A 25,887-nucleotide genomic window follows, 5' to 3' on the forward strand; every position below is an offset into this window, starting at 1 on the left:
CCCGCAGCTCACCCAGGGCAATCTGGCCGCTCACCACCAGCGCTGCATTCGAGGGCACATAGTGGCGGCGCCAGAATTCCTGGATGTCGTCGCGCGTGGCGGCGCGGATCGCCGCCTCGGTGCCGAGCTGGCCGTAGCCCTTCGGATGGCGCACGCCGTAGAGCGCGCCGGCGGCCGCGACCGCGGCCACCGCGTCCGGCTCCTCGCGCTGCTGGATGAGTTCACCCAGCCGGTCGGCGCGCTGGCGCTCGATCTCGGCAATGGGGAAGGCGGGGCGCTGCACCACGTCGGCCATGATCTCGAGCGCCTGGGCGAAGGTCGCGCGCAGCGCCAGCAGCGAGACGCTGGTGGCGTCGGCGCTGGTGGCGCTGTCCATGAAGGCGCCCAGCTGGGCCAGCTCGTCCGCGATCTGCGGGGCGCTGCGGGTCGCCGTGCCTTCTTCCAGCATCTGGGCGGTGAAGCCGGCCAGGCCCGGCAGGCGGGCCGGATTGGCGGCGCTGCCGCTGCGCAGCACCAGCTGGGCCGAGACCAGGGGCAGGGCCGGGTTGTGATGGTGGATCACGGTCAGGCCGTTGGCCAGCCTGAAGGACTCGCCCTTGGGCAGGGTGAAGCTGGGCGGCGGACCCGCCTTGGGCGGCTTGGCGCGCCAGGGCTCGGCGCCGTTGATGCTCGCATGCGCTGCCGCCTTCGCCACCGGGCCGGCTTTCTTTTTCGGCGGGCGCGGATCGTGGATCACCGGCTGGCCGGGGACGCCGGTCACCACCGCGCGCGCATCCTGCTTGAGCCAGGTCTGTACGGCGTGGCGCACGGCCGCCGCATCCACCCGGCGCAGGCGTTCCAGGTCCTTGGGCAGGTAGCCCGGGTCGCCGGTGTACTGGTTGTAGTGGTTGAGCTGGTCGGCCAGGCCGTCGCCGCCCAGCTTCTCGATCGAGGACAGCAGGGCGGTTTCCAGGCTGTTGCGGGCGCGCTCGACTTCGCGGTCGGACGGGCCGACTTCGCGCAGCTGGGCCAGTTCGGCGTCGATCGCCGCTTCCAGCTCGCGCGCCGTGTGGCCGGCGCGGGCGGTGACGTCGATCACGAAGGTCGAGGTGAGGCCGTAGGAATTCTGGACCGCGTCCACGTCCTGGGCGATCTGGCGCTCGTAGACCAGCGACTTGTACAGGCGGCTCGACTTGCCGCCGCCCAGGATGGTGGCGGCCACGGCCAGCTCGATGTCGCCCGGCTGGTAGGCCGGCGGCGTGAGCCAGCCCATGAACACGCGCGGCAGCTCGACGCGGTCGGGCACCGTCACCCGGCGCTCGCTGGTGATGGGCGGCGTGACCACGCTCGGGCGCGCCACCGGCGGGCCGGGGCGCAGGCTGCCGAAGTAGCGCTCGACCAGGGCGCGGGTCTTGGCCTTGTCGATGTCGCCGGCGATCACCAGGCTGGCGTTGTTGGGACCGTAGTAGCGGGCGAAGAACTGGCGCACGTCGTCCAGGCGCGCGCCCTGGATGTCGGCGTGCGAGCCGATCACCGAGGCGTAGTAGGGGTGGCCCTTGGGGAAGAGGGTGTGCGACAGCGCTTCCTCGACGATCCCGTAGGGTTCGCTCTCCACGCTCTCGCGGCGCTCGTTGCGCACCACGTCCTGCTGGTTGCTCAGGGCCTTCTGGTCGAGCACGTCCAGCAGGTAGCCCATGCGGTCGGCGTGCACCCACAGCGCCAGCTCGAGCTGGTTGGACGGCACGGTGTCGTAGTAGTTGGTGCGGTCCAGGTCGGTGCTGCCGTTGCTGTCGGTGGCGCCCGCGCCTTCGAGCAGGCGGTCGGCCAGGCCACGCGGGATGTGGCGGGTGGCGGCGAACATCATGTGCTCGAACAGGTGGGCGAAGCCGGTCAGGCCGGGGGCCTCGTTGGCCGGGCCCACGTGGTACCAGAGGTTGACGGCGACGATGGGCAGGCGGCGGTCTTCGACCAGGATCACCTGCAGGCCATTGGGGAGTACGTATTTATCGAATGCGACCACGGGTAAAGGGGATGGGGGTTGGGCCAAAGCGGGGGCGGGGCGGAAGCTTAGCAGCAATACGGCCAGGATGACGAGCGCTTTCATGCGGCTCTCCATGCGGCGCGGGGGCGCCATCATAATTGAAAAGGACGCGACCGATGAGTCGTCGAACCCGCCACTGGCGGGTTACGACTCCCGGCGAAGGCCGGGACCCAAGTTTGCGTGCACAGCAGCCAAATGCGACGTGATCGGCTACGGAACGAACCTGGGTTCCGGCCTGCGCCGGAACGACGCGGTGGAGGTGGACGGACAGGGTCAGTGACATTCGCCCCTCCCGCGATCCATCACCGCCCCCGCCGGCACCTTCTCCGGCGCGGCCGGCAGGAACTGCCACTCGTAGGCCCCCTCGAGCAGCCGCAGCCGCAGCACGCCGTCGAAACTGGCTTCGCGCACCTCGCTGTTGGGCGTGAACTGGAGGAAGGGCGTGGCGTAGGCGCCCCCGGTGCCGACCACGAACTGGCGCAGGCCGCGCGCGCGGTCCAGCCGGCCGTCGGCGTCCTGGGGCGCGAAGCGCTCGTAGTCGTGGTCGTGGCCGGACAGGACCAGCTCGGCCCCGGCCCGGTACAGGATGTCCCATGCATCCCGCATCCGGCCCGGCCCGAGGTGGCCGCCCGAGGTGTACAGCGGGTGGTGCCAGAAGGCCAGGGTGCAGCGCGAGGGCGCGCGCGCCAGCTCGGCGCGCAGCCAGTCGAGCTGGGCGGCGTGCCTGGCGCCGGCCAGGTTGCTGTCGAGCGAGATCACCAGCCAGCTGCCCAGGCGCAGGCTGTAGTAGCCGCGTCCGGCGCGGGCGCCGAAATAGGCGAAGTAGGGCGCCGCGTCCTTGCTATGGTATTCGTGGTTGCCGGGCGTGGGCCAGGTGCGCTCGCGGAAGCGTCCCCAGGTGGGCGCATAGCAGTCGGCGAATTCGCGCGCCGCGCCGCGCGGATAGGTGTGGTCGCCCAAGGTCAGGACGGAGGCGTCCGGATCGGCGGCCAGCAGGCCTTCCACCAGCCTGCCAGTGGCGGCCGCGCCCGACCAGCGCGGGTCGGGGTGGATGCAGCGGGCGATGTCGCCCGCGGTGTAGACGGTATGGACAGGCCCGGACGGAGCGGAATCGGAAGCGGCATGTCCCGCCACCGGCGCCAGGGCGGCGGCCAGCGGCAGGGTCATGGCGATGAGCCCATGGCGCGGCCCGCCCGGCATCCGGTGCGCCCGGCTTACTCGATGAAGCGCAGCAGCCCCCGCAGTGCGTGCGCCACGGTCTGCTCGCGCACCGCGCGGCGGTCGCCGCAGAAGACCAGGCGCTCGGTATAGGTGGTGTCGCCGCGCGACCAGCCGAAGCAGACCGTGCCGACCGGCTTGCCCGGCACCGCACCGGTGGGGCCGGCGATGCCGGTGGTCGAGACGGCGACGTCGGCGTTGCTGTTGGCCAGCGCCCCTTCCGCCATCTTGCCCGCGACTTCCTCGCTGACCGAGCCGAACTGGGCGATCATGGCCGCCGGCACGTCCAGCAATTCGGTCTTGGAAGCGTTGGAATAGGTCACGAAGCCGCACTCGAACCAGCCGGTCGAGCCGGCCACTTCGGTGATGGCCTGCGAGACGCCGCCGCCGGTGCACGACTCGGCGGTGACCAGCAGCAGCCGCTTGGCCTCCAGGGCCCGCCCTACCTGGGTAGCAAGATCGATGAGTTCGTTCGTCACGTCTGTCTCCTTTCGTTGCTTTTCGGGGGAGCGGTACCCCGGGGACGGCGGACGGGTCGTCCGCGTCCGGTCCATTCTAGCGCGCTGCGGACCGTCATGGCATGGCAAACCCGGCAAAATTTGCTGTCCAAACATCCGGCGCCCGTTTACAGTGCAAGCGCCTCCCCGCACGGAATAAAATGTTCCGTGCGACATGATGCACGGGCGTACTGCTATGCTGGATGCCCGACGGGCGCCGTTGCGGCGCCTGGCCGGCGTCCCTTTTCCCGTTTTGTAGGACCTCAGCATGCCGCACGCACCGATCGCGCGAAGCCAAGCATGAGCCGCCAGCGCTCGATCCGCAGGAAGCTGGCCCAGGCGGTGATGGCGACGACCCTCGTCGCGCTGCTGGTCTCGATCGCGATCGTGGTCGGCTACGACCTGCGCAGCTACCACCGCGCGCTGGTGAACGACCTGACCACCCAGGCCGAGCTGGTCGGCCACATGACCTCGGCCGCGCTGACCTTCGACGACCCGCGCCTGGCCAACGAGAACCTGGCCCTGCTGCGCACCCGCCCGCTGGTGCGCGCGGCCGCCATCTACGACGCCGGCGGCGAGCTGTTCGCTTCCTACGCGGCGGCCGGCGAGGGGCGCCAGGTGCCCCAGCGCCTGGACGCGGCCGCGCTCCGGGCCGGCGACGACGAGCTGGTGGTCCAGCAGCGCATCGTCGAGAACGGCGACATGCTCGGCACCGTGGTGGTGCGCGCCGAGAGCGGGCAGGTGCAGCGCTTCATCGACTACCTGGCGATCGGCATCGGGGTCACCCTGCTGGCCATGGGCGCGGCCTGGCTGCTGATGTGGCGCCTGGGGCGGCGCCTGACCGCGCCCCTGACGGCGATCACCGGCATCGCACGCGAGGTGGTGGCCACGCGCGATTATTCGCGCCGCGCCGCGCGCACCAGCGACGACGAGGCCGGCGAGCTGGCCGACTCCTTCAACGCCATGCTGACCGAGATCGAGCAGCGTACCCGCGAGCTGGAAAATTCCAACAGCGCCATCGTGCGCGAGGCCCAGGAGCGCACCCGCGCCCAGCAGGAAGTGATGCGCCTGAACGAGCAGCTCGAGCGGCACGTCGACGAGCGCACCATGCAGCTGGCGCTGGCCAACGCCGAACTGGCCAACGCGATCGAGGAGGCGCGCAACGCCAACCAGGCCAAGTCGGCCTTCCTCTCGTCCATGAGCCACGAGCTGCGCACCCCGCTCAACGCCATCCTCGGCTTCGCCCAGATCCTGACCTCGGACACCCTGCCGTCGACCCTGGAGCAAAAGAAGGAATTCGCCAACCACATCCTCAAGTCGGGCCGCCACCTGCTCACCCTGATCAACGAGATCCTCGACCTGGCCAAGGTGGAGTCGGGCACGGTGACCCTGTCGATGGAGCCGGTGGCGCTGAGCGATACCCTGCTCGAGTGCCGCACCATGGTCGAACCGATCGCCGCCAGCCGCGGGGTCAAGGTGCTGTTCCCCGACGTGGCGGGCGCCGTGGTGCTGGCCGACCGTACCCGCCTCAAGCAGGTGATGCTGAATCTCCTGTCGAACGCGGTGAAGTACAACCGCGAGTCGGGCGCGGTGGTGGTGAGCTGCGAGCAGAGCGCGCCGGCGCGCCTGCGCCTGTCGGTGCAGGACACCGGCCAGGGCCTGGCGCCGGAGCAGGTGGCGAGCCTGTTCCAGCCCTTCAACCGCCTGGGCCAGGAGGGCGGGGCCCAGGAAGGCACCGGCATCGGCCTGGTGGTGACCAAGCGCCTGGTCGAGCTGATGGGCGGCCAGATCGGCGTCACCAGCAGTCCCGGCGTGGGCAGCGTGTTCTGGATCGAGCTGGCCGCCACCTCCCCATTGGCCTCGGCCGTGCCTGAAGGCGGCCCGGAAGTGCATGCGGCGGCGGTTCCCGCGCCGCTCGAAGGCGAGCCGCACCTGCTGCTCTACGTCGAGGACAATCCGGCCAACCTGCGCCTGGTGGAAGAGATCGTGCGCTTCCGTCCCGACCTGCGCCTGCTGTCCGCGCCCGACGGCCACATCGGCCTGCAGCTGGCGCGCGCGCACCGGCCCGAAGTGATCCTGATGGACCTGAACCTGCCCGGCATGAGCGGCATCGAAGTGCTGCGCCAGCTGCGCACCGACCCCGAAACCGCCGCGATCCCCGTGATCGCCCTGACCGCCAACGCCATGCCGCGCGACATCGAGCGCGGGCGCGCAGCGGGCTTCCACCGCTATCTCACCAAACCGATCGACATCGACAAGTTCACTGAAGCGATTGACAGTACGCTGGCCCACCTGCAAGGACGCGGAGCGCCGGCCGAAAGGAAGGCTGATTGATGATTTCCCTGTCCGACATCCGGCGCGCGCGCATCCTCGTCGTCGACGACGAGCCTGTGAACGTGCAGCTGCTCGAGTACCTGCTCAAGACCACCGGCTATGAGAACGTGTTCAGCACCAACGACCCGCGGCAAGTGGTGTCGCTGCACCTGAAACACCGCTTCGACCTGATCATCCTCGACCTGCACATGCCCGGCATGGACGGCTTCGACGTGATGGAAGCGCTCAAGCCGCTCGAGAGCGACTCGTGGCTGCCGGTGCTGGTGGTGACGGCGGAACCGGACAAGAAGCTGGCGGCGCTGGAGGCGGGGGCGCGCGACTTCATCGGCAAGCCCTTCGACACGGTCGAGGTGATGACGCGCATCCGCAACCTGCTCGAGGTGCGCCTGCTGCACCGCGAGTCGCTCGACTACGGCGCGCAGCTGGAACGCGAGGTGCGCGAGCGCACCGCCGAGCTGGCGCGCTTCCGCGGCGCGATGGACGCCACGCCGGACGCGATCTTCCTGATCGACACCGCCGGCATGGCGATGGTGGACGTGTCGGACGGCGCCTGCCGCATGCTGGGCTTCTCGCGCGACGCCCTGATGCGCATCGAGCCGGTGGCCCTGGGCCTGGCCTCGCGCGCCCAGCTCGAACGCCTGATGGGGCATGCCGAGCCAAAAAAGGACGAGCCGCGCGAGGACATCGTCGAGACCGAGCTGCTGCGCGCCGGCGGCGAGGGCTCGGTGCCGGTCGAGATCAGCTGGAAGTTGCATGACCTGGGCAGCAGCCGCATCCTGATCGCGGTGGTGCGCGACATCAGCGAGCGCCTGCACGCGGCCGAGCGCCTGCGCCACGCGGCCAGCTACGACGCCCTGACCGGCCTGCCCAACCGCACCCTGTTCTTCGAGAACCTGGACGCGGCCATCGAGCTGGCCAAGGACAAGCGCTGGCGCGTGGCGGTGCTGTGCATCACCCTCGACCGCTTCAAAGTGATCAACGATTCGCTCGGCACCGCGCTGGGCGACGAGCTGCTGCGCCAGTTCAGCACCCGCCTGGTGCGCAGCGTCAAGATGCGCGAACTGGTCGGGCGCCTGGGCGGCGACGAGTTCGCGCTGATCCTGACCATGCAGCGCGACCAGCAGGAAGCGGTGAACGTGGCCAACGACATCCGCGAGACCCTGCGCGCGCCCTTCGACCTGAACGGCCAGCAGGCCGCGCTGACGGCCAGCATCGGCATCGCCATGTACCCGGACGACACCACCGATCCGGGCGCCCTGGTCAAGTACGCCGACGCCGCCATGGTGCGCGCCAAGGAGGCCGGGCGCGACGGCTACCGCTTCTTCACCTCCGGCATGAACGTGCAGGTGCTGGCGCGCCTGGACCTGGAGCTGGCGCTGCGCGGCGCGCTGGAAGGCGGCCAGTTCGTGCTGCACTACCAGCCCAAGCTCGAGCTCAACACGGGGCGCATCTCGGGCGTGGAGGCCTTGCTGCGCTGGCACCGGCCGGGCTACGGCCTGGTATACCCCGCCGAATTCGTCCCGGTGATGGAAGAGACCGGCCTGGTGGTGCGGGTCGGGGAATGGATCATCGACGAGGCCTGCCGCCAGATGGCGGCCTGGAACGAGGCCGGGGTGCGCGACGTGCGGGTGGCGGTGAACGTGTCGAGCCGCCAGTTCACCGAAGGCGACCTGGAAGCCGTGATCCGCGACGCGCTGGCGCGCCACGGGGTGGAAGCCGGCCAGCTGGAGCTGGAGCTGACCGAGAGCGCGCTGATGGTGAACGCCGAGCACACCACCGAGGTGCTGCACCGCCTCAAGCAGGCCGGCATCCGGGTGGCGATCGACGACTTCGGCACCGGCTATTCGAGCCTGGCCTACCTCAAGCGCTTCCCGATCGACAAGCTCAAGATCGACATCGCCTTTGTCCGCGACATCATCAACAATCCGGACGATGCGGCGATCGCGCTGGCCATCATCAGCATGGCGCACAGCCTGCACATGCAGGTGATCGCGGAAGGCGTGGAGTCGCGCGCCCAGATGGCCTATTTGCGCCGCCACCACTGCGACGAGATCCAGGGCTTCCATTTCTCGCGCGCGCTGCCGGCCGAGGAACTGGGCCAGCTGGTGCTGGACAACCGCGCCCAGCCCGACAAGATGCCGAACACCGACGACAAGGTCCAGAGCCTGCTGGTGGTGGACGACGACGTCAACGTGCTGACCGCGCTGCACCGCCTGTTCCGGCGCGACGGCTACCGCGTGCTGACCGCGGCCACGCCGGCCGAGGGCTTCGAGCTGCTGGCGCTGTACCGGGTGCAGGTGATCCTGTGCGACCAGCGCATGCCGGCCATGAGCGGGACCGAGTTCCTCAGCAAGGTCAAGGAGATGTATCCGGAGACGATCCGCATCATCCTGTCCGGCTACACAGGCGTGGAGACGGTGCTCGATTCGATCAACCGGGGGGCGATCTACCGCTTCTATACGAAGCCGTGGAACGATGCGCAGCTGAGGGACAATATCCGGCACGCGTTCCGGCATTATTGGATGACGTATGGGCCGTTCGATGACCGGAAAGTGCCGAGGGAGGGGGATGAGCAGTGAGGACCTTGCAAGCGACCTCCTGCTTCTGAACGTCACCGCCGCCTGCGCGGGGGTGACGTGCTGGCGTAGCAGGCCGAATTACGCTGTGGTGAAGTGATCCCACCCCTTCAAGCCCAGATCGAGCGCCTTGCCATCCGCATCCACCAGCCGCAGCCCCGCCTCCGCCTCGATCCTCCCGACGCGCGTCACCGCCGTCCCGCTCTCGCGCCCCGCCGCCAGCACCGCCTCGCGCTGCGCAACCGGCGCCGTGAAGCACAACTCGTAATCGTCCCCACCCGCCGCCGTGAAGCGGCGCCGCAGTGCCAGCGGCTGGCGCGCCAGCACCGGCCCTGCAGGCAAGGCGTCCACGTCGAGGGTCGCGCCGACCCGCGAGGCCGCCAGGATATGCCCCAGGTCGCCCACCAGCCCATCCGAGATGTCGAGCGCGGCGTGAGCGATCGGCTGGGCGGCCAGCGCCAGTCCCAGCGCCACCCGCGGCGTGGGCATGTGCATCCTCAGCGCAGCCTGCTCGTGCTGCGCCGGATCGAGCGCCTGCTCCTTCCAGTAGCCCGCCAGCGCCAGGCGCGCATCGCCGAGGGTCCCGGAAATCCAGATGTCGTCCCCGGCCCGCGCCGCATCGCGCCGCAGCGCATGGCCGGGTGACAGCTCGCCGAACACGGTGATGCAGATGTTGAGCGGCCCCTTGGTCGTGTCCCCGCCGATCAGTTCGCACTCAAAAGCGTCGGCCAGCGCGAACAGCCCCGACGAGAAGCCTTCCAGCCAGGCCGGATCGGCCTTGGGCAAGGCAAGGGCGAGGGTGAAGGCGACCGGCCGTGCGCCCATCGCCGCCAGGTCGGACAGGTTCACGGCCAGGCTTTTATGGCCGAGCATGCGCGGATCGGCCCCGGCGAAGAAATGACGGTCCTCCACCAGCATGTCGGACGAGATCGCGACCTGGCGGCCGGGGGCGGGCGCCAGCAGGGCGCAGTCGTCGCCGATGCCCAGCACCGCGCGGCCAGGCCGCCGGCGCTGGAAGTACTGTTTGATGAGATCGAATTCGGAAAGCATGGTGCAATTGTACAGGCCGGGCGCAGGCCGGGCCCGGCCCGCCGGCTGCGATACCGATCCCAATATCGAACGCGCAAGCCTTGTGATCGCTGCATCGGATTAGCCGATAGGCAGCATGCATTTATCTGTTAACCCACTGAATTTCCCCTTGACTTGTTGAAAATACGTAGCCTTTGTCAACTGCCCGTCTGATAAAATTGGAGGTTCCCCTCTAGTATCAGGAAGGCTGCCCAGCATGGACTCGTCATCGGACAAGAAAGAAGAATTACGTCAACAACTGCGTACGGCAGCACTCGAATATCACCAGATTCCCCGCCCCGGCAAGATCAGCGTGACCCCCACCAAGGGCCTGCTGAACCAGCGCGACCTGGCCCTGGCTTACTCGCCGGGGGTGGCCGCGCCCTGCGAAGAGATCGTCAAGGATCCGGCGAACTCCTATAAATACACCGCGCGCGGCAACCTGGTTGCCGTCATCTCCAACGGCACCGCCGTCCTCGGCCTGGGCAACATCGGCCCGCTGGCTTCCAAGCCGGTCATGGAAGGCAAGGGCGTGCTGTTCAAGAAATTCGCTGCGATCGACGTCTTCGACATCGAAATCAACGAGAACGACCCGGACAAGCTGGTCGACATCATCGCCTCGCTCGAGCCTACTTTTGGGGGCATCAACCTCGAGGACATCAAGGCGCCCGAGTGCTTCTACATCGAGCGCAAGCTGCGCGAGCGGATGAAGATCCCGGTCTTCCACGACGACCAGCACGGCACCGCCATCATCGTCGGCGCCGCCATCATCAACGGCCTCAAGGTCGTCAACAAGAACATCAAGGAATGCAAGCTGGTCGTCTCCGGCGCCGGCGCGGCCGCGCTGGCCTGCCTGGACCTGATCGTCGACCTCGGCTTCCCCGTAGAGAACATCTTCGTCACCGACCTGGCCGGCGTGGTCTATAAAGGCCGCACCGAGCTGATGGACCCGGACAAGGAACGCTTCGCCCAGGACACCCCGCACCGTTCGCTGGCCGAGGTGATTCCGGGCGCCGACATCTTCCTGGGCCTGTCGGCCGGCGGCGTGCTGAAGCAGGACATGGTCGCGAAGATGGCGCCCAACCCGCTGATCCTGGCCCTGGCCAATCCCAACCCGGAAATCCTGCCGGAAGACGTCAAGGCCGTGCGTTCCGACGCCATCATCGCCACCGGCCGTTCGGACTACCCGAACCAGGTCAACAACGTCCTGTGCTTCCCCTACATGTTCCGCGGCGCCCTGGACTGCGGCGCGACCACCATCACCCGCGAGATGGAAATCGCGGTGGTGCACGCGATCGCCGACCTGGCCCACGCCGAGCAGTCGGACATCGTGGCCTCGGCCTACGGCATCAGCAACCTGTCCTTCGGCCCGGAATACCTGATCCCGATGCCTTTCGATCCGCGCCTGCTGACCCACATCGCCCCGGCCGTGGCCAAGGCGGCGATGGACGGCGGCGTCGCCACCCGCCCGATCGCGGACCTGGCGGCCTACGCCGACAGCCTGCAGCAGTTCGTCTACCGCAGCGGCACCTTCATGAAGCCGCTCTTCCAGATCGCCAAGAGCGCGCCGCCGGAACTCAAGCGCATCGTCTATGCCGAGGGCGAGGACGAGCGCGTGCTGCGCGCGGTGCAGGTGGTGGTCGACGAGAAGCTGGCGCGCCCGATCCTGGTCGGCCGCCCGGCGGTGCTGGAAAAGCGCATCGAGAAGTTCGGCCTGCGCCTGAAACTGGGCCAGCACGTCGACGTCATCAACCCCGACTTCGACGAGCGCTACCGCGACTACTGGCAGTCGTACTACGAGATCGGCATGCGCAAGGGCGTCACCATCGACATGGCCAAGCTGGAAATGCGCCGCCGCCACACCCTGATCGGCGCCATGATGGTGCACAAGGGCGATGCCGACGGCCTGATCTGCGGCACCTACGGCACCACCCAGATGCACCTGCAGTACGTCGACCAGGTGCTGGGCAAGCGCGCCGGCGCCAACGTGTACGCGGCGATGAACTTCCTGATCACCCAGGACCGCCAGCTGGCCATCGTCGACACCCACGTCAACGAGAACCCGAACGCCGCCGAACTGGCCGAGATCACGGTCATGGCCGCCGAGGAGATGGAGCGCTTCGGCATCTGCCCGCGCGCGGCCCTGCTGTCGCACTCGAACTTCGGCACCGCCAACAGCGAGTCGGCGCAGAAGATGCGCGCCGTCCTGCCGCTGGTGCAGCAGCGGAAGCCCGACCTGGAAATCGACGGCGAAATGCACGGCGACACCGCGATCGAAGCCAAGGTGCGCATGAAGATCATGCCGCATTCGACCCTCAAGGGCGACGCCAACCTGCTGGTGATGCCGAACATCGACGCCGCCAACATCTCCTACAACCTGGTCAAGAGCGCGGCCGGCAACGGCATCGCGATCGGCCCGGTGCTGCTCGGCTGCGCCCGACCGGTCCACATCCTGACCCCGTCCTCGACGGTGCGCCGGATCGTCAACATGACCGCGCTGTGCGTGGTCGACGCGGTCTCGGAACGCTAGGCCGCTATATAGATCAGCCCGATTGATGCAACATGTTGCGTTGCATCAATCGAGCTGTCACGTCTTTGTCACAAGTCGTCTCCAATTTGTCATTTCGCATATACATGCGTAACAATCGGTAAGCGCATGGGTTACGCTAGCGTTTTCACGGCATAATGTTCAGATAATCTGTTGCTTTTCTTGCACGACTTTCTATCGTGCAAAGGGAACATGATCCCGCTCTGTTACAATCCGGGCTGATCCGTCTGGCGCCCGCGAGACCACCCATCTAGAACCCACGAACATGCAAACAACAAAAAGAGCCCTGATCACCGGCATCACCGGTCAGGACGGCGCCTACCTGGCGCAGTTGCTGCTGGAGAAGGGCTACCACGTCACCGGTACCTATCGCCGCTCCAGCTCCGTCAACTTCTGGCGCATCGAAGAACTCGGCATCGCCGCCCATCCGAACCTGAACCTGGTCGAGTACGACCTGACCGACCTGTCGTCCAGCGTGCGCCTGGTCGAGAGCAGCCGTCCGGACGAGGTCTACAACCTGGCGGCCCAGAGCTTCGTCGGCGTGTCCTTCGAGCAGCCGGTCGCCACCGCCTCGATCACCGGCCTGGGCGCCGTGAACCTGCTGGAAGCCATCCGCATCGTCAACCCGAAGATCCGCTTCTACCAGGCGTCGACCTCGGAAATGTTCGGCAAGGTGCAGGCCATCCCGCAGATCGAGGACACCCCGTTCTACCCGCGCAGTCCCTACGGCGTGGCCAAGCTGTACGCCCACTGGATGACGGTGAACTACCGCGAGTCCTACGGCATCTTCGGCTCCTCGGGCATCCTGTTCAACCACGAGTCTCCGCTGCGCGGCCGCGAGTTCGTCACCCGCAAGATCACCGACTCGGTGGCCAAGATCGTCCTCAACAAGCTCGATGTCCTCGAGCTGGGCAACCTGGACGCCAAGCGCGACTGGGGCTACGCCAAGGAATACGTCGAAGGCATGTGGCGCATCCTGCAGGCCGACCAGCCCGACACCTTCGTGCTGGCGACCAACCGCACCGAGACCGTGCGCGACTTCGTGACCATGGCCTTCAAGGGCGCGAACATCGCGGTCGAATGGAGCGGCAGCGGCGAGAGCGAAGCCGGCCACTGCGCCCGTACCGGCAAGCAGCTGGTGCGCGTGTCGCCCAAGTTCTACCGTCCGGCCGAAGTCGACCTCCTGATCGGCGACCCTTCCAAGGCCAAGCGCGAGCTGGGCTGGGAACCGAAGACCACGCTCGAAGAGCTGTGCCAGATGATGGTCGACGCCGACCTGCGTCGCAACGAACTGGGCTTCTCGTTCTGATATGGAGCGCATGGCCACGGATGACATCCCCGTCTTCCTCGGTGGACGGGAGGGCGAGGGCCGACGCGCCCTCATCACGGGCCTGCGCGGTTTCACCGGCCACTACCTGGCGCAGGAGCTGAGCGCCGCCGGCTACCGTGTCTACGGCACCGTGATGCCGGGCGAGGAGCTCGGCCCCGACATCTACCCGGTCGACCTGCTCGACCGCGCCGCCGTCGCCGAGATGGTCGAGCGCGTCCAGCCGGACGTGGTCGCCCACCTGGCCGGCATCGCCTTCGTGGCCCATTCGAACGCCGAGCTGATCTACCGCGTCAACGTGGTCGGCACGCGCAACCTGCTCGAAGCCTTGAGCGCGGGCGCCCGCCGCCCCACCAGCGTGCTGCTGGCCTCGTCGGCGAATATCTACGGCAACGCCAGCGTGCCGGTCATCGACGAGAACGTGCCCCCGGCGCCGGCCAACGACTACGCCGTCAGCAAGCTGGCCATGGAATACATGGCGCGCCTGTGGATGGACAAGTTGCCGATCACGATCGCGCGCCCGTTCAACTACACCGGCGTCGGCCAGGCCGAGAATTTCCTGCTGCCGAAGATCGTGTCCCACTTCCGCCGCAACGAACGCCGCATCGAGCTGGGCAACCTGGCGATCGCGCGCGACTTTTCCGACGTGCGCATGGTGGCGCGCAGCTACCGTCGCCTGCTGGCCGTGGCGCCGGCCGGCGAAGCCTTCAACGTCTGCTCGGGCAGTTCGCACTCGCTGGCCGACCTGATCCGGATGATGAGCGACATCGCCGGCTACCACATCGACGTCCAGGTGAACCCGGCCTTCGTGCGCGCCAACGACGTCCTGCAACTCAGCGGCAGCAACAGCAAGCTGACCGCCGTGGTTGGCCACCTCGACCCGACGCCCCTGTGCGATACGCTGCGCTGGATGTACGAGGCGTGAAGTCCGGCGGTCTCAGCGTCGGACTCGGCACGACCATGATCGAGCCGGGCCTGACCGGCGGCCGCCTGGACGGGATCGGCGTGTACACGCGCGCGCTGCTGCGCCACCTGCCCCAGGCCGGCTGCGCGGTACAGGCTTATTCCTGGCCGCGCCCGCGAAAGGGGAAGGCGGGCATCAGCATCGGCGCCCCGATGCCGCAATCCTTCGAGCAGGCTTCCCTGGTCGACCTCGCCACGCCCGCCGCGCACCGCGTGCACATGCCGGTCGACGTCTTCCACGCCACCGACTACCGCATCGTGCGCATGGATTGCCCGGTGGTGGCCTCGCTGCACGATGCCTTGCCGATCAAGTATCCCGAATGGTGCAACCCGCGCCTGCGCACGGTGAAGAACTGGCTCCAGCGCAAGGCCGCAGCCAAGGCCGACCATGTGATCGCCCTGTCGCACTTTGCGATCGACGAGCTGGTCGAATGCTTCGGCGTCGATCCGCGCCGCATCTCGGTGGTGCCCTGCGGTGTCGACGACGAATGGCTGGAGGCGCCGCACCCGGCCGCCGTCGCGGCGACCCTGGCTGCCAATAAATTGCAGCCCGGTTATTTCCTGACGGTTGGAACCTTGCAGCCGCGTAAGAATATCGGCCGCCTGATCGATGCCTGGCTGATGCTGCCCCCGAGCCTGCGCGCCGAGCGCGCCCTCGTCATCGTCGGCGCGCCCGGCGCGCGCAGCGAGGAACTTGTGGCGCGCATCGCAGCCCTGCAGGCATCCGGCGAGAACCTGGTCTGGCTCGATTCCCTGACCGATTCCCAGGCCTTGCGCCATGTGTACGCGGGGGCCGGGGTCTTCGTATTTCCCTCGCTGTACGAAGGTTTCGGCATTCCCGTGGTGGAAGCCTTTGCCTCGAACGTGCCGGTGGTGGCCTCGAACGCCAGTTCGCTGCCGGAAGTGACGCAGGGCGCGGCCCTCGACGTCGATCCCCTGGATGCCGGCCAGATCATGGAAGCCATGCGCACCCTTGCGCAGGACGGCGCGGAGCGCGCGCGCTGCATCGCCGCGGGCCGCGCACGCGCCGAACAACTTACCTGGCAGGCGACCGCACGCTTGACCCTTGATGTGTACCGTGCGGTCCTTTCGCAGTAAGCTTCGAACATGCGTGTCCTTCACTTCTATAAAACGTATTATCCGGACTCGATGGGTGGCATCGAACAGGTCATCCGTCAGCTGTGCGTCGGCACCGGCCGCCTGGGCGTGAGCAACACGGTGCTGTCGCTGTCGCGCCACGACAAGCTGACGCCCTTCGAGTTCGAAGGCCACACCGTGCACCGCGTGCCGCTGAACGCCGAGATCGCGTCCAACGCCATCTCGCTGCAGTCGATCGGCGCGCTGGCGCGCATGGCGCAAGAGGCCGACGTGGTGCACTACCACTTCCCCTGGCCGTTCATGGACCTCGCGCATTTCATGGCGCGCGTGAACAAGCCAAGCGTGGTGACCTACCACTCCGACATCGTGCGCCAGCGCAACCTGCTGCGCCTGTACGCGCCGCTCAAGCACCGCTTCCTGCGCAGCGTGGACGCCATCGTGGCGGCTTCCCCGAACTACCTGGCGTCGTCGCCGGTACTGGACCGCTACCGCGACAAGACCAGCGTCATCACCTACGGCCTGGACAAGACCACCTATCCGCAGCCCGAGCCCGACCGCCTGGCGCACTGGCGCGCGCGCGTGGGGCCGAAGTTCTTCCTGTTCGTGGGCGTGCTGCGCTACTACAAGGGCCTGCACATCCTGCTCGAGGCCGCGGCCGGCCTCGATTATCCGATCGTAATCGTGGGCGCCGGCCCGATCGAGCAGGAGCTCAAGCAGCAGGCCGCGCGCCTCAAGCTGAAGAACGTGATCTTCCTCGGCGCGCTCGACGACGCCGACAAGGTGGCGCTGCTGACGCTCTCGTACGCGCTGGCCTTCCCCTCGCACCTGCGTTCGGAAGCCTTCGGGATTTCGCTGCTCGAAGGGGCGATGTACGGCAAGCCGATGATCTCCTGCGAGATCGGCACCGGCACCACCTACATCAACATCGACGGCGACACCGGCATCGTGGTGCCGCCCTCGGACCCGCTGGCCCTGCGCGCGGCCATGCAGCGGCTGTGGGACAACCCCGAACTGGCGCGCCAGATGGGACGGCGCGCGGAGCTGCGCTACCAGGAGCTGTTCACGTCTGAGAAGATGGCGATGAACTACCTGTCCCTCTACGAGGAACTGGCGCCGCAGCGCCTGGCGGCGCCGCTGGCGCGGGCGCAAGCCTGATCTGCGAACGTGCAATCATCGTTACCGGTTTCGTAGGGTGGACGGGTCCCCCGTCCACGCGGTGATAGTTACCGGTTTTTATTTCGCGCACGGGCCGGGAGACGTCGTTTGAACGCGTGGACGGGGAACCCGTCCACCCTACGGTCGTAGACACATCCAGGTAGAAAACCGGGATTACGGATGCTCCGCCCAGCGCGTCCGGATCGCCCGGATCGCCGGCATCTGCTCGATGAACAAGTCCACCAGCACCGGATCGAAGTGCTTCTCCTTCTGCTGGCGCAGGAAGTCGATCGCCTCTTCCTCGCTCCATGCCTTCTTGTAGGGGCGCACCGAGGTGAGGGCGTCGAACACGTCGGCGATCGCGCAGATGCGTCCTTCGAGCGGAATCTGGTCGCCCTTCAGGCCGTTCGGATAGCCGCTGCCGTCGTACTTCTCGTGGTGGGTGAGGGCGATGTTGCGCGCCACCGCCAGCATGCCGTCCGCGTGCTCGCCGATGATCTCGGCGCCGATCTTCACGTGGCTCTGCATGACCTTCCATTCCTCGGCATCGAGCGGGCCGGGCTTCTGCAGCACCCGGTCGGGGATGCCGATCTTGCCCACGTCGTGCATCGGCGCCGCGTGCAGCAGGTCGTCGGCCTCCGCCTCGGTCAGGCCGGCCGCGATGCCGAGCACGCGCGCGAAGTGGCTCATGCGGATCACGTGCAGGCCGGTCTCGTTGTCCTTGTACTCCGAGGCCAGGCCCAGGCGCTGCACGATCTCGAGACGGCTCGCGCGCAGTTCTTCCATGCGCACCAGCGACAGGTGGGTGCGCACGCGCGCGCGCACGATCGGCGGGCTGACGGGCTTGGTGATGTAGTCCACCGCGCCCGCCTCGAAGCCTTCGACCTCGTCGTCGGTGTCGCTCAGGGCGGTCACGAAGATCACGGGGATCGAGGCCGTCGCGGGGCTCGCCTTGAGCGAGGCGCACACCTCGTAGCCCGACATCCCCGGCATCATCACGTCCAGCAGGATCAGGTCGGGCTGCTCGTTGCGCGCCAGCTCGAGGGCGCGCGCGCCGTCCTTGGCGAACAGCAGCCGGTAATGGTCCTGCAGGATCTGGCGCAGCAGCGCCAGGTTGCTTGCTTCGTCGTCGACCGCCAGGATCAGCGGCTTGTTGGTCGGTTGGGTCATGCCTGTATTCCTGAATTGCTGGGCTTAGTGCTGGGGTGTGCCTTCGTCCCCGAGTGCGCCGAGGACGGCTTCGAGCTGTTCGAGGGCGAGGTCGAAATCGAAGTCGCCGATCGCGGTCCGCACCTGGGCCACCTGCGGCGCGCAGGCGTGACCGGCCAGGGCCGAGGACAGGCTGGCCAGTGCGCCGTCGTCCAGCGCGCCGCGGCGCAGGGCCTCCAGCAGCACGCCGCCCGCGCGCCTGGCGCGCGCCAGGTCGACCGTCGCGGCTTGCGCGGCCGGCTCCGGCTGGGCGCCGCTGGCGTGGATCGCCGCCAGCGCCTCGCTCACGGCCTTGCTCGATGCTTCCAGCGCGGCCGTCGCCTTGTGCTCGTCGGTCGGCACGGCGTTGGTGGCGTGTTCCAGCAGGCCGAGGGCGTCGGACAGCTGTTCCAGGCCGACGTTGGCGGCCACGCCGCGTACCTTGTGGGCCAGCATGCGCAGCTCCTGGTGCTCGCCGCCGGCGGCGTGCAGGCGCAGCAGCTGGTCGAGCTGCGCGTACTGGCGGCTGAAGTGCTCGAGGGCCTCGAGATAGGTGTCTTCCTTGCCGCCCCAGCGGTGCAGGCCGGCGCGGCGGTTCAGCACTTCGCGCGCCGGGCCGGGGATGCCGGAAACCGCGCTCTCCGCGCATTGCTGGGCGATGCCGAGCACGCGCGCGATCTCGTGCGACAGCGCGAACCAGTCGACCGGCTTGCTGGCGAAACCGTCCATGCCGGCGTCCACGCTGGCGCTGCGGTGCTCGGCCAGCACGCTGGCGGTCATTGCGATCACCGGCACGCGGCGGCGGCTGCCGGCCGCTTCGTGCGCGCGGATCGCGCGCGTGGCCGACAGGCCGTCGAGCAGCGGCATCTGGAAGTCCATCAGGATCAGGTCGAAGTCCTGTTTCGTCGCCAGCTCCACCACGGCGGCGCCGTCGCCGACGCCGGTCATGATGTGGCCGCGGCGCGCCATCAGGAGCTGCAGCAGCTCCAGGTTCTGCGGCACGTCGTCGGCCGCCAGCACGCGCAGCGGCGGCAGCACGGCGGCGCTGCGCACGCGCGGCGCCTGCTGGGCGAAGCGCGCCAGCACCAGCGGCACGCGCACGTGGAAGCTGGTGCCCCGGCCGACTTCGCTCTCGGCCCAGATACGGCCGCCCATCAGTTCCACCAGCTGCTTGCAGATGGTGGTGCCCAGCCCGGTGCCGCCGTAGCGCCGGGTCATCGAGGCGTCGGCCTGGGTGAAGGGATCGAAGATCGCATCCAGGCGGTCCTGGGCGATGCCGATGCCGGTGTCGATCACGGCGATGCACAGCTGGTCGCCGTCGGCGTGCACCCTGAGGGTGACCGAACCCTTGGCGGTGAACTTGATCGCGTTGTCGATCAGGTTGGTCAGCACCTGGCGCATGCGCAGCTCGTCGCCGCGCAGGCCGGTCGGCAGCGCCGGGTCGTACTGGATGTCCAGGTGCAGGCCCTTGGCGCGGGCGTTCGCCGCCAGGGTCGAGGACAGCTCGTCGATCAGCGACAGCAGGTTGTAGTCGTTCTGTTCCAGCTCGACCGCGCCTTTCTCGAGCTTGGCGGTGTCGAGGATCTCGTTCAGCAGGCGCAGCAGCGACTTGCCCGCGTTGCGGATGGTGTCCAGGTGGCGCCGCTGCTCCACGTTCAGTTCGCCGTCCAGCAGCACGTCGGTGAAGCCCAGGATCGAGTTCATCGGGGTACGGATCTCGTGGCTCATGTTGGCCACGAAGGTCGCGCGCGCGGCGGCGGCCTGCTCGGCCTTTTCCTTGGCGTCGCGCAGCGCTTCTTCCATCTGGCGGCGCTCGGTGATGTCGAGGATGACGCCGTCCAGCCAGCGCACCGCGCCCGACTCGTCGCGCACGCCGGTGCCGTTCTCCCATAGCCAGCGCACGCTGCCGTCGGCGTGCAGGATGCGGTATTCGACCAGGTAGTGCAGCTCGCTGCGCAGGGCGGCGTCGAGTTCGTCGTTGACGCGCACGCGGTCGGTGGCGTGGATCAGGGCGCCGAAGGTGCGGCGCGGCGGCGAACCCAGGAAGTCGGCGGCCGGGTAGCCGGTGATGCGTTCCACGGCGTCGCTGATGAAGACCATCGGCCAGCCTTCGTCGAGGGTGCAGCGGAAGGAGATGCCGGGGATGTTGCCGATCAGGGAGCGGAACTGCTGCTCGCTGGCGCGCAGCGCCTGCTCCATGGCCTTGCGTTCGCTGATGTCGGTGACGAAGCCGACGAACAGGTCCTGCTTGCCCAGCTTCGCGTGGCCGATCGAGCGGCGCACCGGCACCACGCTGCCGTCCTTGCGCTTGGCCAGCACTTCGCTGCTGCGCGCGAAGGAATCGAGGCTGCCCTGGCGCAGGATGCCGAGCAGGCCGTCCTTCTCCGCGTTTTCCTGGTCGGCGATCAGGAGATCGATGTGCCGGCCCAGGATCTCGTCGCGGCGCCAGCCGAAGATGCGTTCGGCCGAGGCGTTGAATTCGGTGATGACGCCGGCGCGGTCGATGGTGACCACGCCGTCGACGGTGGTGGTGAGCAGGGCGCGCATCCAGGCTTCGCTGCGCGACAGGTCGAGGAACATCTGGCGGTAGCGCAGCAGGCCGTTGGCGGCCACCACGAACAAGGTGAAGGCGACGGTGATCACCGTGATCGCCAGCGCCAGGAAGTCGCTGTTGACGTCGCCCCGGCTGCCCGGCGCCACCTGGCCAATGAAGCGCGCGGCGGCCATGCCGGTATAGTGCATGCCGGCGATGGCGCAGCCCATCACGATGGCGGCCAGCAGCAGGCGGCGCGACTCGGACATCGACTTGAAGCGCGACAGGCCGGAACGCACGCCCAGGGCCAGCGTGGCCAGCACCACCGCCACCACGATCGACAGCCCGAACATCAGCGGGTCGTAGTGCAGGCTCAGACTCATGCGCATGCCGGCCATGCCGGAATAATGCATCGCGCCGATGCCGGCGCCGACCAGCACGCCGCCCGCCAGCAGGTTGCCGCGCTTCAATTGCGGACGCGAAATCAGCGTCAACGCGACGAAGGACGCCGCGATGCTGGGCAAGGCCGACAGGATCGTGGTCAATTCGTCATAGTCGACCCGCGTGCACAGGTTGAAGGCCAGCATGCCGATGAAGTGCATCGCCCACACGCCGGCGCCCAGCGCCAGGCTGCCGGTGGCGAGCACGATCGTGCGCTGCGCGCGGTTGACGCTGGCCTGGCCCGCAATCTGCAGCCCCATCCAGGAGGAAAAGATGGCGACCAGCAGCGACAGCACGACCAGGCGCGGCTCGTAGACGCCGTAGGTCAGCAGGGATGGGTCGGTGGGGACTGAAAAAATTTGCAACATAGGGATGGCGGGCGGCGGAGCTACGCCCTTTGGGTGAGCTGGACAGTATCTCATTTTCGTTTGGGAAAGTCTGCTTGAACACCGGAATCATCCCGAGACAAGGGCGGGACTGTGGCAGCCGCGCCACCTTCCGCACCCCGCGTTGGGGAAAATTCGGCTTGCTGGTATGCTTGGCTGGCCTTCATCCAAAAGGCAGAGGAGCAAGCTGCGCATGTTGAACAGATTTGTCGGTGCCACTGTTGTGCTTGCGCTGCATGGAGCGTGTGCAATGGCCGCGCCGGCGCCCAGCGGGGCGCCGGCGAACATGCCGCGCCTGTACATCACGACCGAGCAATCCGGCACATCCAGCATGCTCGACAAGGGGCGCGTGGTCGGCGTGGCCACCGACAAGGTGCGCGAAGCGATGCAGCGCGCCGGCGTGCCGCATACCATCGAACTGCTGCCCTGGAAACGCGCCTACGCCGCGGCGCTCGAGCGTCCGGATGCCTGCGTGTACTCGACCACCCGCACCCCCAAGCGCGAGCGCCTGTTCAAGTGGGCGGGCCCGACCGATGTCGGCCAATGGGTGCTGATGGGGCGCGCCGACCGCGAATGGAACCTCGACAGCCTGGACCAGGCGCGCACGCTGCGCATCGGCACCTATATCGGCGATGCGCGCGACCAGTTCCTGCGCGACCGCGGTTTCCAGGTGGACGCCACCCCGAACGACATGATGAACCCGCGCAAGCTGCTGCTGGGCCGCATCGACCTGTGGGCCGCCAGCGTGCGTTCGAGCGAAGAAATGCTGGCGCGGCACGGCTGGGACAAGCAGATCGTGCCCGTGCTGGTGTTCAACCGGATCGAGGTCTACCTGGCCTGCAACCGCGCCGTGCCGGACAGCGTCATCGACCGCCTCAACCTGGCCTTCGCCGAAATCGCCAGGGACGGGACGGGACGGCGCATCGAGCGCTCCTATGACAGCTGGGGCGTGGCGGGCAGCGCGGCGGCCGCCGGCAAGCGCTGAGCACCCGCGCCGGGCGCGCCCGTCCCGGCTCCCGTGCGCTCGCCGCGCACATGGTAATCTTCCAGCCACAAGCTTGTGAAAAACACCACGCCTCTCAGGCGGGGCGGCATGCCGTTCCCAGCCGGGATGGTGCCTGGCACGACAGTTTTCGGGGAGCATCATGCAAAAAGTCATGTCGCCTGCCAAGGCAAGCGTGCAGGCGAGAGGGAGGCCGCGTGTGCCTTCCCGCCGCATTTCCGGGGGCGCCGCCCGCGTATGACGGGTGTTCGCCATCCACCGTTACAAGCGCCCGGCCGTCCATGCCGCCGCGGGCGCGCGCGCGCCTTCGCGGGACTGGCGCTGTGCCTGGTGCTGGCGCTGCTGCCGGCCCTGCAGGCGCCTGCCGCCTGGGCGGCGCCGGCGCGGGAGCTGCGGGTCGGTATCTACAACAACGAACCCAAGCTGTTTATCGACGGACAAGGGCGGGCAGCGGGCATCCTGGTCGACCTGCTGACGGAGGTGGCCAAGGCCGAAGGCTGGAGCCTGCGTTTCGTCCCTTGCGCGTGGAGCGGCTGCCTGGCCATGCTCGAACGCGGCGACATCGACCTGCTGCCCGACGTCGCCTATACCGACGAGCGCGCCATCCGCCTGTCCTATCACCGCACGCCGGCCCTGCTCAGCTGGTCGCAGCTGTACCGGGGCTCGGTCAAGGTCGCCTCCATCCTCGACCTGAGAGACAAGCGCGTGGCGGTCCTGGACCGCTCGGTCCAGGCGGCCTTCCTGCCGACCCTGGCGAACAGCTACGGCTTGAACACGCGCTTCATCGCGGCCTCCTCGCTCGACCAGGCATTCCAGCTGGTGCGCGAGGGCAAGGCAGACCTGGCCGCGGCCAATAAGTTCTATGGCGACACGCGTGCCGCCGATTATGGGCTGCAGGACACGCCGATCGTGTTCCTGCCGGCGCGCCTGTTCTACGCGGCGCGGCGCGGTACCCACGGCGAGGAGCTCGCGGCGATCGACCGGCACCTGGCGATATGGCAGGCCCAGCCCGACTCGGTATATTTCGCGATCATCGAACGCTGGCAGCTGCGGGGCTCGATGCATGAATCCGGCAAGCGCATGCTCTGGCTGCTGGGGCTCGCAGCCGTCTTGCTGCTGGCCGCCCTGGCGGCGGCGCTGCGTTTCCGTCGCCAGGCGACGGCGGGCGCGCGCGCCTTGCGCGATACCGAGAACAAGCTCGCGACCATCCTGGACAGCGTCGATTCGCCCGTCTACATCAAGGATGCCGAGTTCCGCTATCGCTATGCGAACGGGGCGCTGGGCCGCATGCTGGGCATGCCGCCGGCGGACATCATCGGCAAGGACGATTTCGAGCTGTTCGGCCCGGATCACGCTCCCGCGCTGCGCGCGCACGACGTCGAGGTGATGCGGGAAGGGGGGCGCAAGTTGTTCGAGGAGTCCGCGCGCGATCCGGGCGGCGAGCGCCGCACCTTCTTGTCGACCAAGATCTCGCTGGCGCTGGAGGTCGGCGCGACGCGCTACCTGTGCGGCATCTCGAGCGACATCAGCGGCCGCAAGCAGATGGAAGAGTCGGTGCGCCTCGCCGCCACCGTGTTCCAGTCGCATGAGGGGATGCTGGTGCTGGGCGCGGACCGGGCCATCGTCGACGCCAACCAGGCCTTGTGCACGATGAGCGGCTATGCGCTGTCCGAACTGGTGGGATCGCGCACGCTGCCCTTCCTGCTGAACCGGGACGGGCGCGGCCTCGATGCGCGCTTCTGGGACATGCTGGCGGCCCAGCAGCGCTGGCAAGGCGACGCCTGGGGCCAGCGCACCTCGGGGGCCCTGTATCCGGCCCTGTTGTCGGTCAGCGCCGTGCCGGACGAAGCGGGGCGTATCGCCCATTACGTCTGCACGGTATCGGACATCACGGAACTGAAGCAGACCCAGGAGCGTAACCAGCGCCTGGCCTATTACGACGAACTGACCGGCCTGCCCAACCGCAGGCTGCTGTTCGAACGCGTCCAGTCCTGCCTGTCCGCCGATGCCGATGGCGCCCCGGTCGGCGCGCTGCTGTTCCTGGATCTCGACAATTTCAAGGACTTGAACGACACCCGCGGCCACATCGCCGGCGACCAGCTGTTGCAGCAGGTGGCCCAGCGCCTCTGCGCCTGCGTGCGCGGCAACGACACCGTCGCCCGCCTCGGCGGCGACGAGTTCGTGGTTATGCTCGACGCCATCGGCGCCAACCAGGAGGAGGCGCGGCTGCACACCGAGCTGTTGGCGGAAAAAATCCTGGCGGCGGTCAGCGCCCCCTACGAGATCGGCGGCCTGGCGCACCACGCCAGCTGCAGCATCGGGATCACGCTCTGCACCCACGCCGACGAATCGCTCGACCTGCTCATGAAGCGAGGCGACCTGGCGATGTACCAGGCCAAGGCCGACGGACGCAACACGCTGCGCTTCTTCGAAGCCTGGATGGAGCAGCGCGTCCAGCGCCGCATCCAGCTCGAGGTGGAGCTGCGCAACGCGCTGGCCGCACGCCAGCTGGAACTGTTCTACCAGCCGCAGGTCGAAGGCAGCCGCGTGATCGGCGCCGAGGCCTTGCTGCGCTGGCGCCATCCCGAACGCGGCCTGATCGGACCGGCCGAGTTCATCGGCGTGGCCGAGAACACCGACCTGATCCTGCCGATCGGCGCCTGGGTCCTGCGCGCCGCCTGCGAACAGCTGGTGCGCTGGAGCGCCACACCCGCCAGCGCGCACCTGACGGTGGCGGTCAACATCAGCATCCGCCAGCTGATGGAAGACAGCTTCGTGCGCGACACCCTGGACACCATCGCCGCCACCGGCGCCGATCCTTCACGCCTGAAGCTGGAGCTGACGGAGTCGATGGTGATCGACAGGGTGGAGGAGACCATCGAGAAGATGGAGGAATTGCGGCGCCATGGCGTCTGCTTCTCGCTGGACGACTTCGGCACCGGCTATTCCTCGCTGGCCTATCTGAAGCGGCTGCCGCTGGAACAGCTCAAGATCGACCGTTCCTTCGTGCGCGACATCCTGGTCGATCCGAACGACGCCTCGATCGCGCGCAGCGTGGTGGCCCTGGCCCAGGCGCTGGGGCTGTCGATCATTGCCGAGGGGGTGGAGACGGAGGAGCAGCGGGCCATGTTGCAGGAGCTGGGCTGCGACCGTTACCAGGGTTATTTGTTTGGGAAGCCTGGGCCGGCGGAGGAGATCGGGGCTTTGCTGGCCGTGAGCGTCATCTCCTAGCGCGATGCCGGGCAGTAAAGGCGCCACTGCGGGCGGCGCCGAGCGAGCAGGATTTCTCCGGCTACACCACCTGTTGAGAAAACAAAAAACCGCAGTCCTATAAGAAACGCGGGTTTCAGTTTGGCTCATGCAGGATGCTGCATGGTGTTGATGCCTTCAGCCAGAATCAGTTCATCGGTAAAACCAATCGCTTGCGAAACTATTGCGTCAGTTTTACGTACTTCATCAGCTTGTTCGATAGACGTCAGGAATCACTCGCCAGCCTACAAGCTCATGTTCGACTGCTTTGACGAATCGAGTG

General features: G+C 67.8%; 15 protein-coding genes. 9 read left to right on the forward strand and 6 right to left on the reverse strand.

The features are described from left to right. The 3 genes from KBW98_RS02010 to KBW98_RS02020 all read right to left on the reverse strand — a co-directional run. Positions 1–2,083 (reverse strand): pitrilysin family protein (locus KBW98_RS02010; protein WP_229428927.1); only part of this gene is annotated, 2,083 nt, incomplete at its 3' end. A gap of 210 nt (positions 2,084–2,293) precedes the next feature. Continuing rightward, positions 2,294–3,187 (reverse strand): metallophosphoesterase, encoded by an 894-nt coding sequence (locus KBW98_RS02015; RefSeq protein WP_229428928.1) that lies wholly within the window; start codon positions 3,185–3,187, stop codon positions 2,294–2,296. A gap of 47 nt (positions 3,188–3,234) precedes the next feature. Then, entirely contained in the window at positions 3,235–3,717 is a 483-nt protein-coding gene (locus tag KBW98_RS02020; RefSeq protein WP_373888887.1) for a CinA family protein, read from the reverse strand. Positions 3,718–4,035: 318 nt separating this feature from the next. Here KBW98_RS02020 and KBW98_RS02025 point away from each other — a divergent pair, with 318 nt between their 5' ends. After that, positions 4,036–6,069, forward strand: a complete 2,034-nt coding sequence (locus KBW98_RS02025; protein WP_211518420.1) for an ATP-binding protein — start codon at positions 4,036–4,038, stop codon at positions 6,067–6,069. Continuing rightward, entirely contained in the window at positions 6,069–8,648 is a 2,580-nt protein-coding gene (locus KBW98_RS02030) for an EAL domain-containing protein (protein ID WP_211518421.1), read from the forward strand. Before KBW98_RS02025 ends, KBW98_RS02030 begins: the two co-directional genes overlap by 1 nt. 78 nt (positions 8,649–8,726) lie before the next feature. Here KBW98_RS02030 and thiL read toward each other — a convergent pair whose 3' ends face one another. Next, positions 8,727–9,695, reverse strand: coding sequence for a thiamine-phosphate kinase (thiL, locus tag KBW98_RS02035; RefSeq protein ID WP_211518422.1), 969 nt, complete (start codon positions 9,693–9,695; stop codon positions 8,727–8,729). Positions 9,696–9,930: 235 nt separating this feature from the next. Here thiL and KBW98_RS02040 point away from each other — a divergent pair, with 235 nt between their 5' ends. The 5 genes from KBW98_RS02040 to KBW98_RS02060 all read left to right on the forward strand — a co-directional run bounded on the left by KBW98_RS02040 (position 9,931) and on the right by KBW98_RS02060 (position 16,804). Beyond that, positions 9,931–12,243, forward strand: a complete 2,313-nt coding sequence (locus KBW98_RS02040; RefSeq protein WP_211518423.1) for an NADP-dependent malic enzyme — start codon at positions 9,931–9,933, stop codon at positions 12,241–12,243. A 283-nt stretch (positions 12,244–12,526) separates the two neighbouring features. After that, entirely contained in the window at positions 12,527–13,570 is a 1,044-nt protein-coding gene (gene gmd / locus KBW98_RS02045; RefSeq protein WP_211518424.1) for a GDP-mannose 4,6-dehydratase, read from the forward strand. A 10-nt stretch (positions 13,571–13,580) separates the two neighbouring features. Next, a complete protein-coding gene (locus tag KBW98_RS02050) occupies positions 13,581–14,513 on the forward strand; it encodes a GDP-mannose 4,6-dehydratase (RefSeq protein ID WP_229428929.1) in 933 nt (310 codons plus the stop codon). Beyond that, on the forward strand, positions 14,510–15,649 hold the full coding sequence (locus KBW98_RS02055) for a glycosyltransferase family 4 protein (RefSeq protein ID WP_373888888.1): 1,140 nt from the start codon (positions 14,510–14,512) through the stop codon (positions 15,647–15,649). Before KBW98_RS02050 ends, KBW98_RS02055 begins: the two co-directional genes overlap by 4 nt. 9 nt (positions 15,650–15,658) lie before the next feature. After that, on the forward strand, positions 15,659–16,804 hold the full coding sequence (locus tag KBW98_RS02060) for a glycosyltransferase family 4 protein (protein ID WP_211518426.1): 1,146 nt from the start codon (positions 15,659–15,661) through the stop codon (positions 16,802–16,804). Between the two features lie 174 nt (positions 16,805–16,978). Here KBW98_RS02060 and KBW98_RS02065 read toward each other — a convergent pair whose 3' ends face one another. Both KBW98_RS02065 and KBW98_RS02070 read right to left on the reverse strand, forming a co-directional pair. Continuing rightward, a complete protein-coding gene (locus tag KBW98_RS02065) occupies positions 16,979–17,974 on the reverse strand; it encodes a two-component system response regulator (protein ID WP_211518427.1) in 996 nt (331 codons plus the stop codon). Between the two features lie 24 nt (positions 17,975–17,998). After that, positions 17,999–21,334 (reverse strand): MHYT domain-containing protein, encoded by a 3,336-nt coding sequence (locus tag KBW98_RS02070; RefSeq protein ID WP_211518428.1) that lies wholly within the window; start codon positions 21,332–21,334, stop codon positions 17,999–18,001. Between the two features lie 268 nt (positions 21,335–21,602). On the opposite strand from KBW98_RS02070, the gene KBW98_RS02075 reads away from it, so the two are divergent. Both KBW98_RS02075 and KBW98_RS02080 read left to right on the forward strand, forming a co-directional pair. Beyond that, entirely contained in the window at positions 21,603–22,337 is a 735-nt protein-coding gene (locus KBW98_RS02075) for an ABC transporter substrate-binding protein (RefSeq protein WP_229428930.1), read from the forward strand. A gap of 255 nt (positions 22,338–22,592) precedes the next feature. Beyond that, a complete protein-coding gene (locus KBW98_RS02080; RefSeq protein WP_211518430.1) occupies positions 22,593–25,586 on the forward strand; it encodes an EAL domain-containing protein in 2,994 nt (997 codons plus the stop codon). The last annotated feature ends 301 nt before the right edge of the window (positions 25,587–25,887 follow it).

The organism is Massilia sp. ST3 (assembly GCF_018119405.1).
Lineage (GTDB): Bacteria > Pseudomonadota > Gammaproteobacteria > Burkholderiales > Burkholderiaceae_D > Telluria.

Coding starts and splice junctions, on each gene's coding strand:
- KBW98_RS02015 (WP_229428928.1), bottom strand. CDS start 3,187: ATGACCCTGCCGCTGGCCGCCGCCCTGGCGCCGGTGGCGGGACATGCC.
- KBW98_RS02025 (WP_211518420.1), top strand. CDS start 4,036: ATGAGCCGCCAGCGCTCGATCCGCAGGAAGCTGGCCCAGGCGGTGATG.
- KBW98_RS02030 (WP_211518421.1), top strand. CDS start 6,069: ATGATTTCCCTGTCCGACATCCGGCGCGCGCGCATCCTCGTCGTCGAC.
- thiL (WP_211518422.1), bottom strand. CDS start 9,695: ATGCTTTCCGAATTCGATCTCATCAAACAGTACTTCCAGCGCCGGCGG.
- KBW98_RS02040 (WP_211518423.1), top strand. CDS start 9,931: ATGGACTCGTCATCGGACAAGAAAGAAGAATTACGTCAACAACTGCGT.
- gmd (WP_211518424.1), top strand. CDS start 12,527: ATGCAAACAACAAAAAGAGCCCTGATCACCGGCATCACCGGTCAGGAC.
- KBW98_RS02050 (WP_229428929.1), top strand. CDS start 13,581: ATGGCCACGGATGACATCCCCGTCTTCCTCGGTGGACGGGAGGGCGAG.
- KBW98_RS02060 (WP_211518426.1), top strand. CDS start 15,659: ATGCGTGTCCTTCACTTCTATAAAACGTATTATCCGGACTCGATGGGT.
- KBW98_RS02065 (WP_211518427.1), bottom strand. CDS start 17,974: ATGACCCAACCGACCAACAAGCCGCTGATCCTGGCGGTCGACGACGAA.
- KBW98_RS02070 (WP_211518428.1), bottom strand. CDS start 21,334: ATGTTGCAAATTTTTTCAGTCCCCACCGACCCATCCCTGCTGACCTAC.
- KBW98_RS02075 (WP_229428930.1), top strand. CDS start 21,603: ATGGCCGCGCCGGCGCCCAGCGGGGCGCCGGCGAACATGCCGCGCCTG.
- KBW98_RS02080 (WP_211518430.1), top strand. CDS start 22,593: ATGACGGGTGTTCGCCATCCACCGTTACAAGCGCCCGGCCGTCCATGC.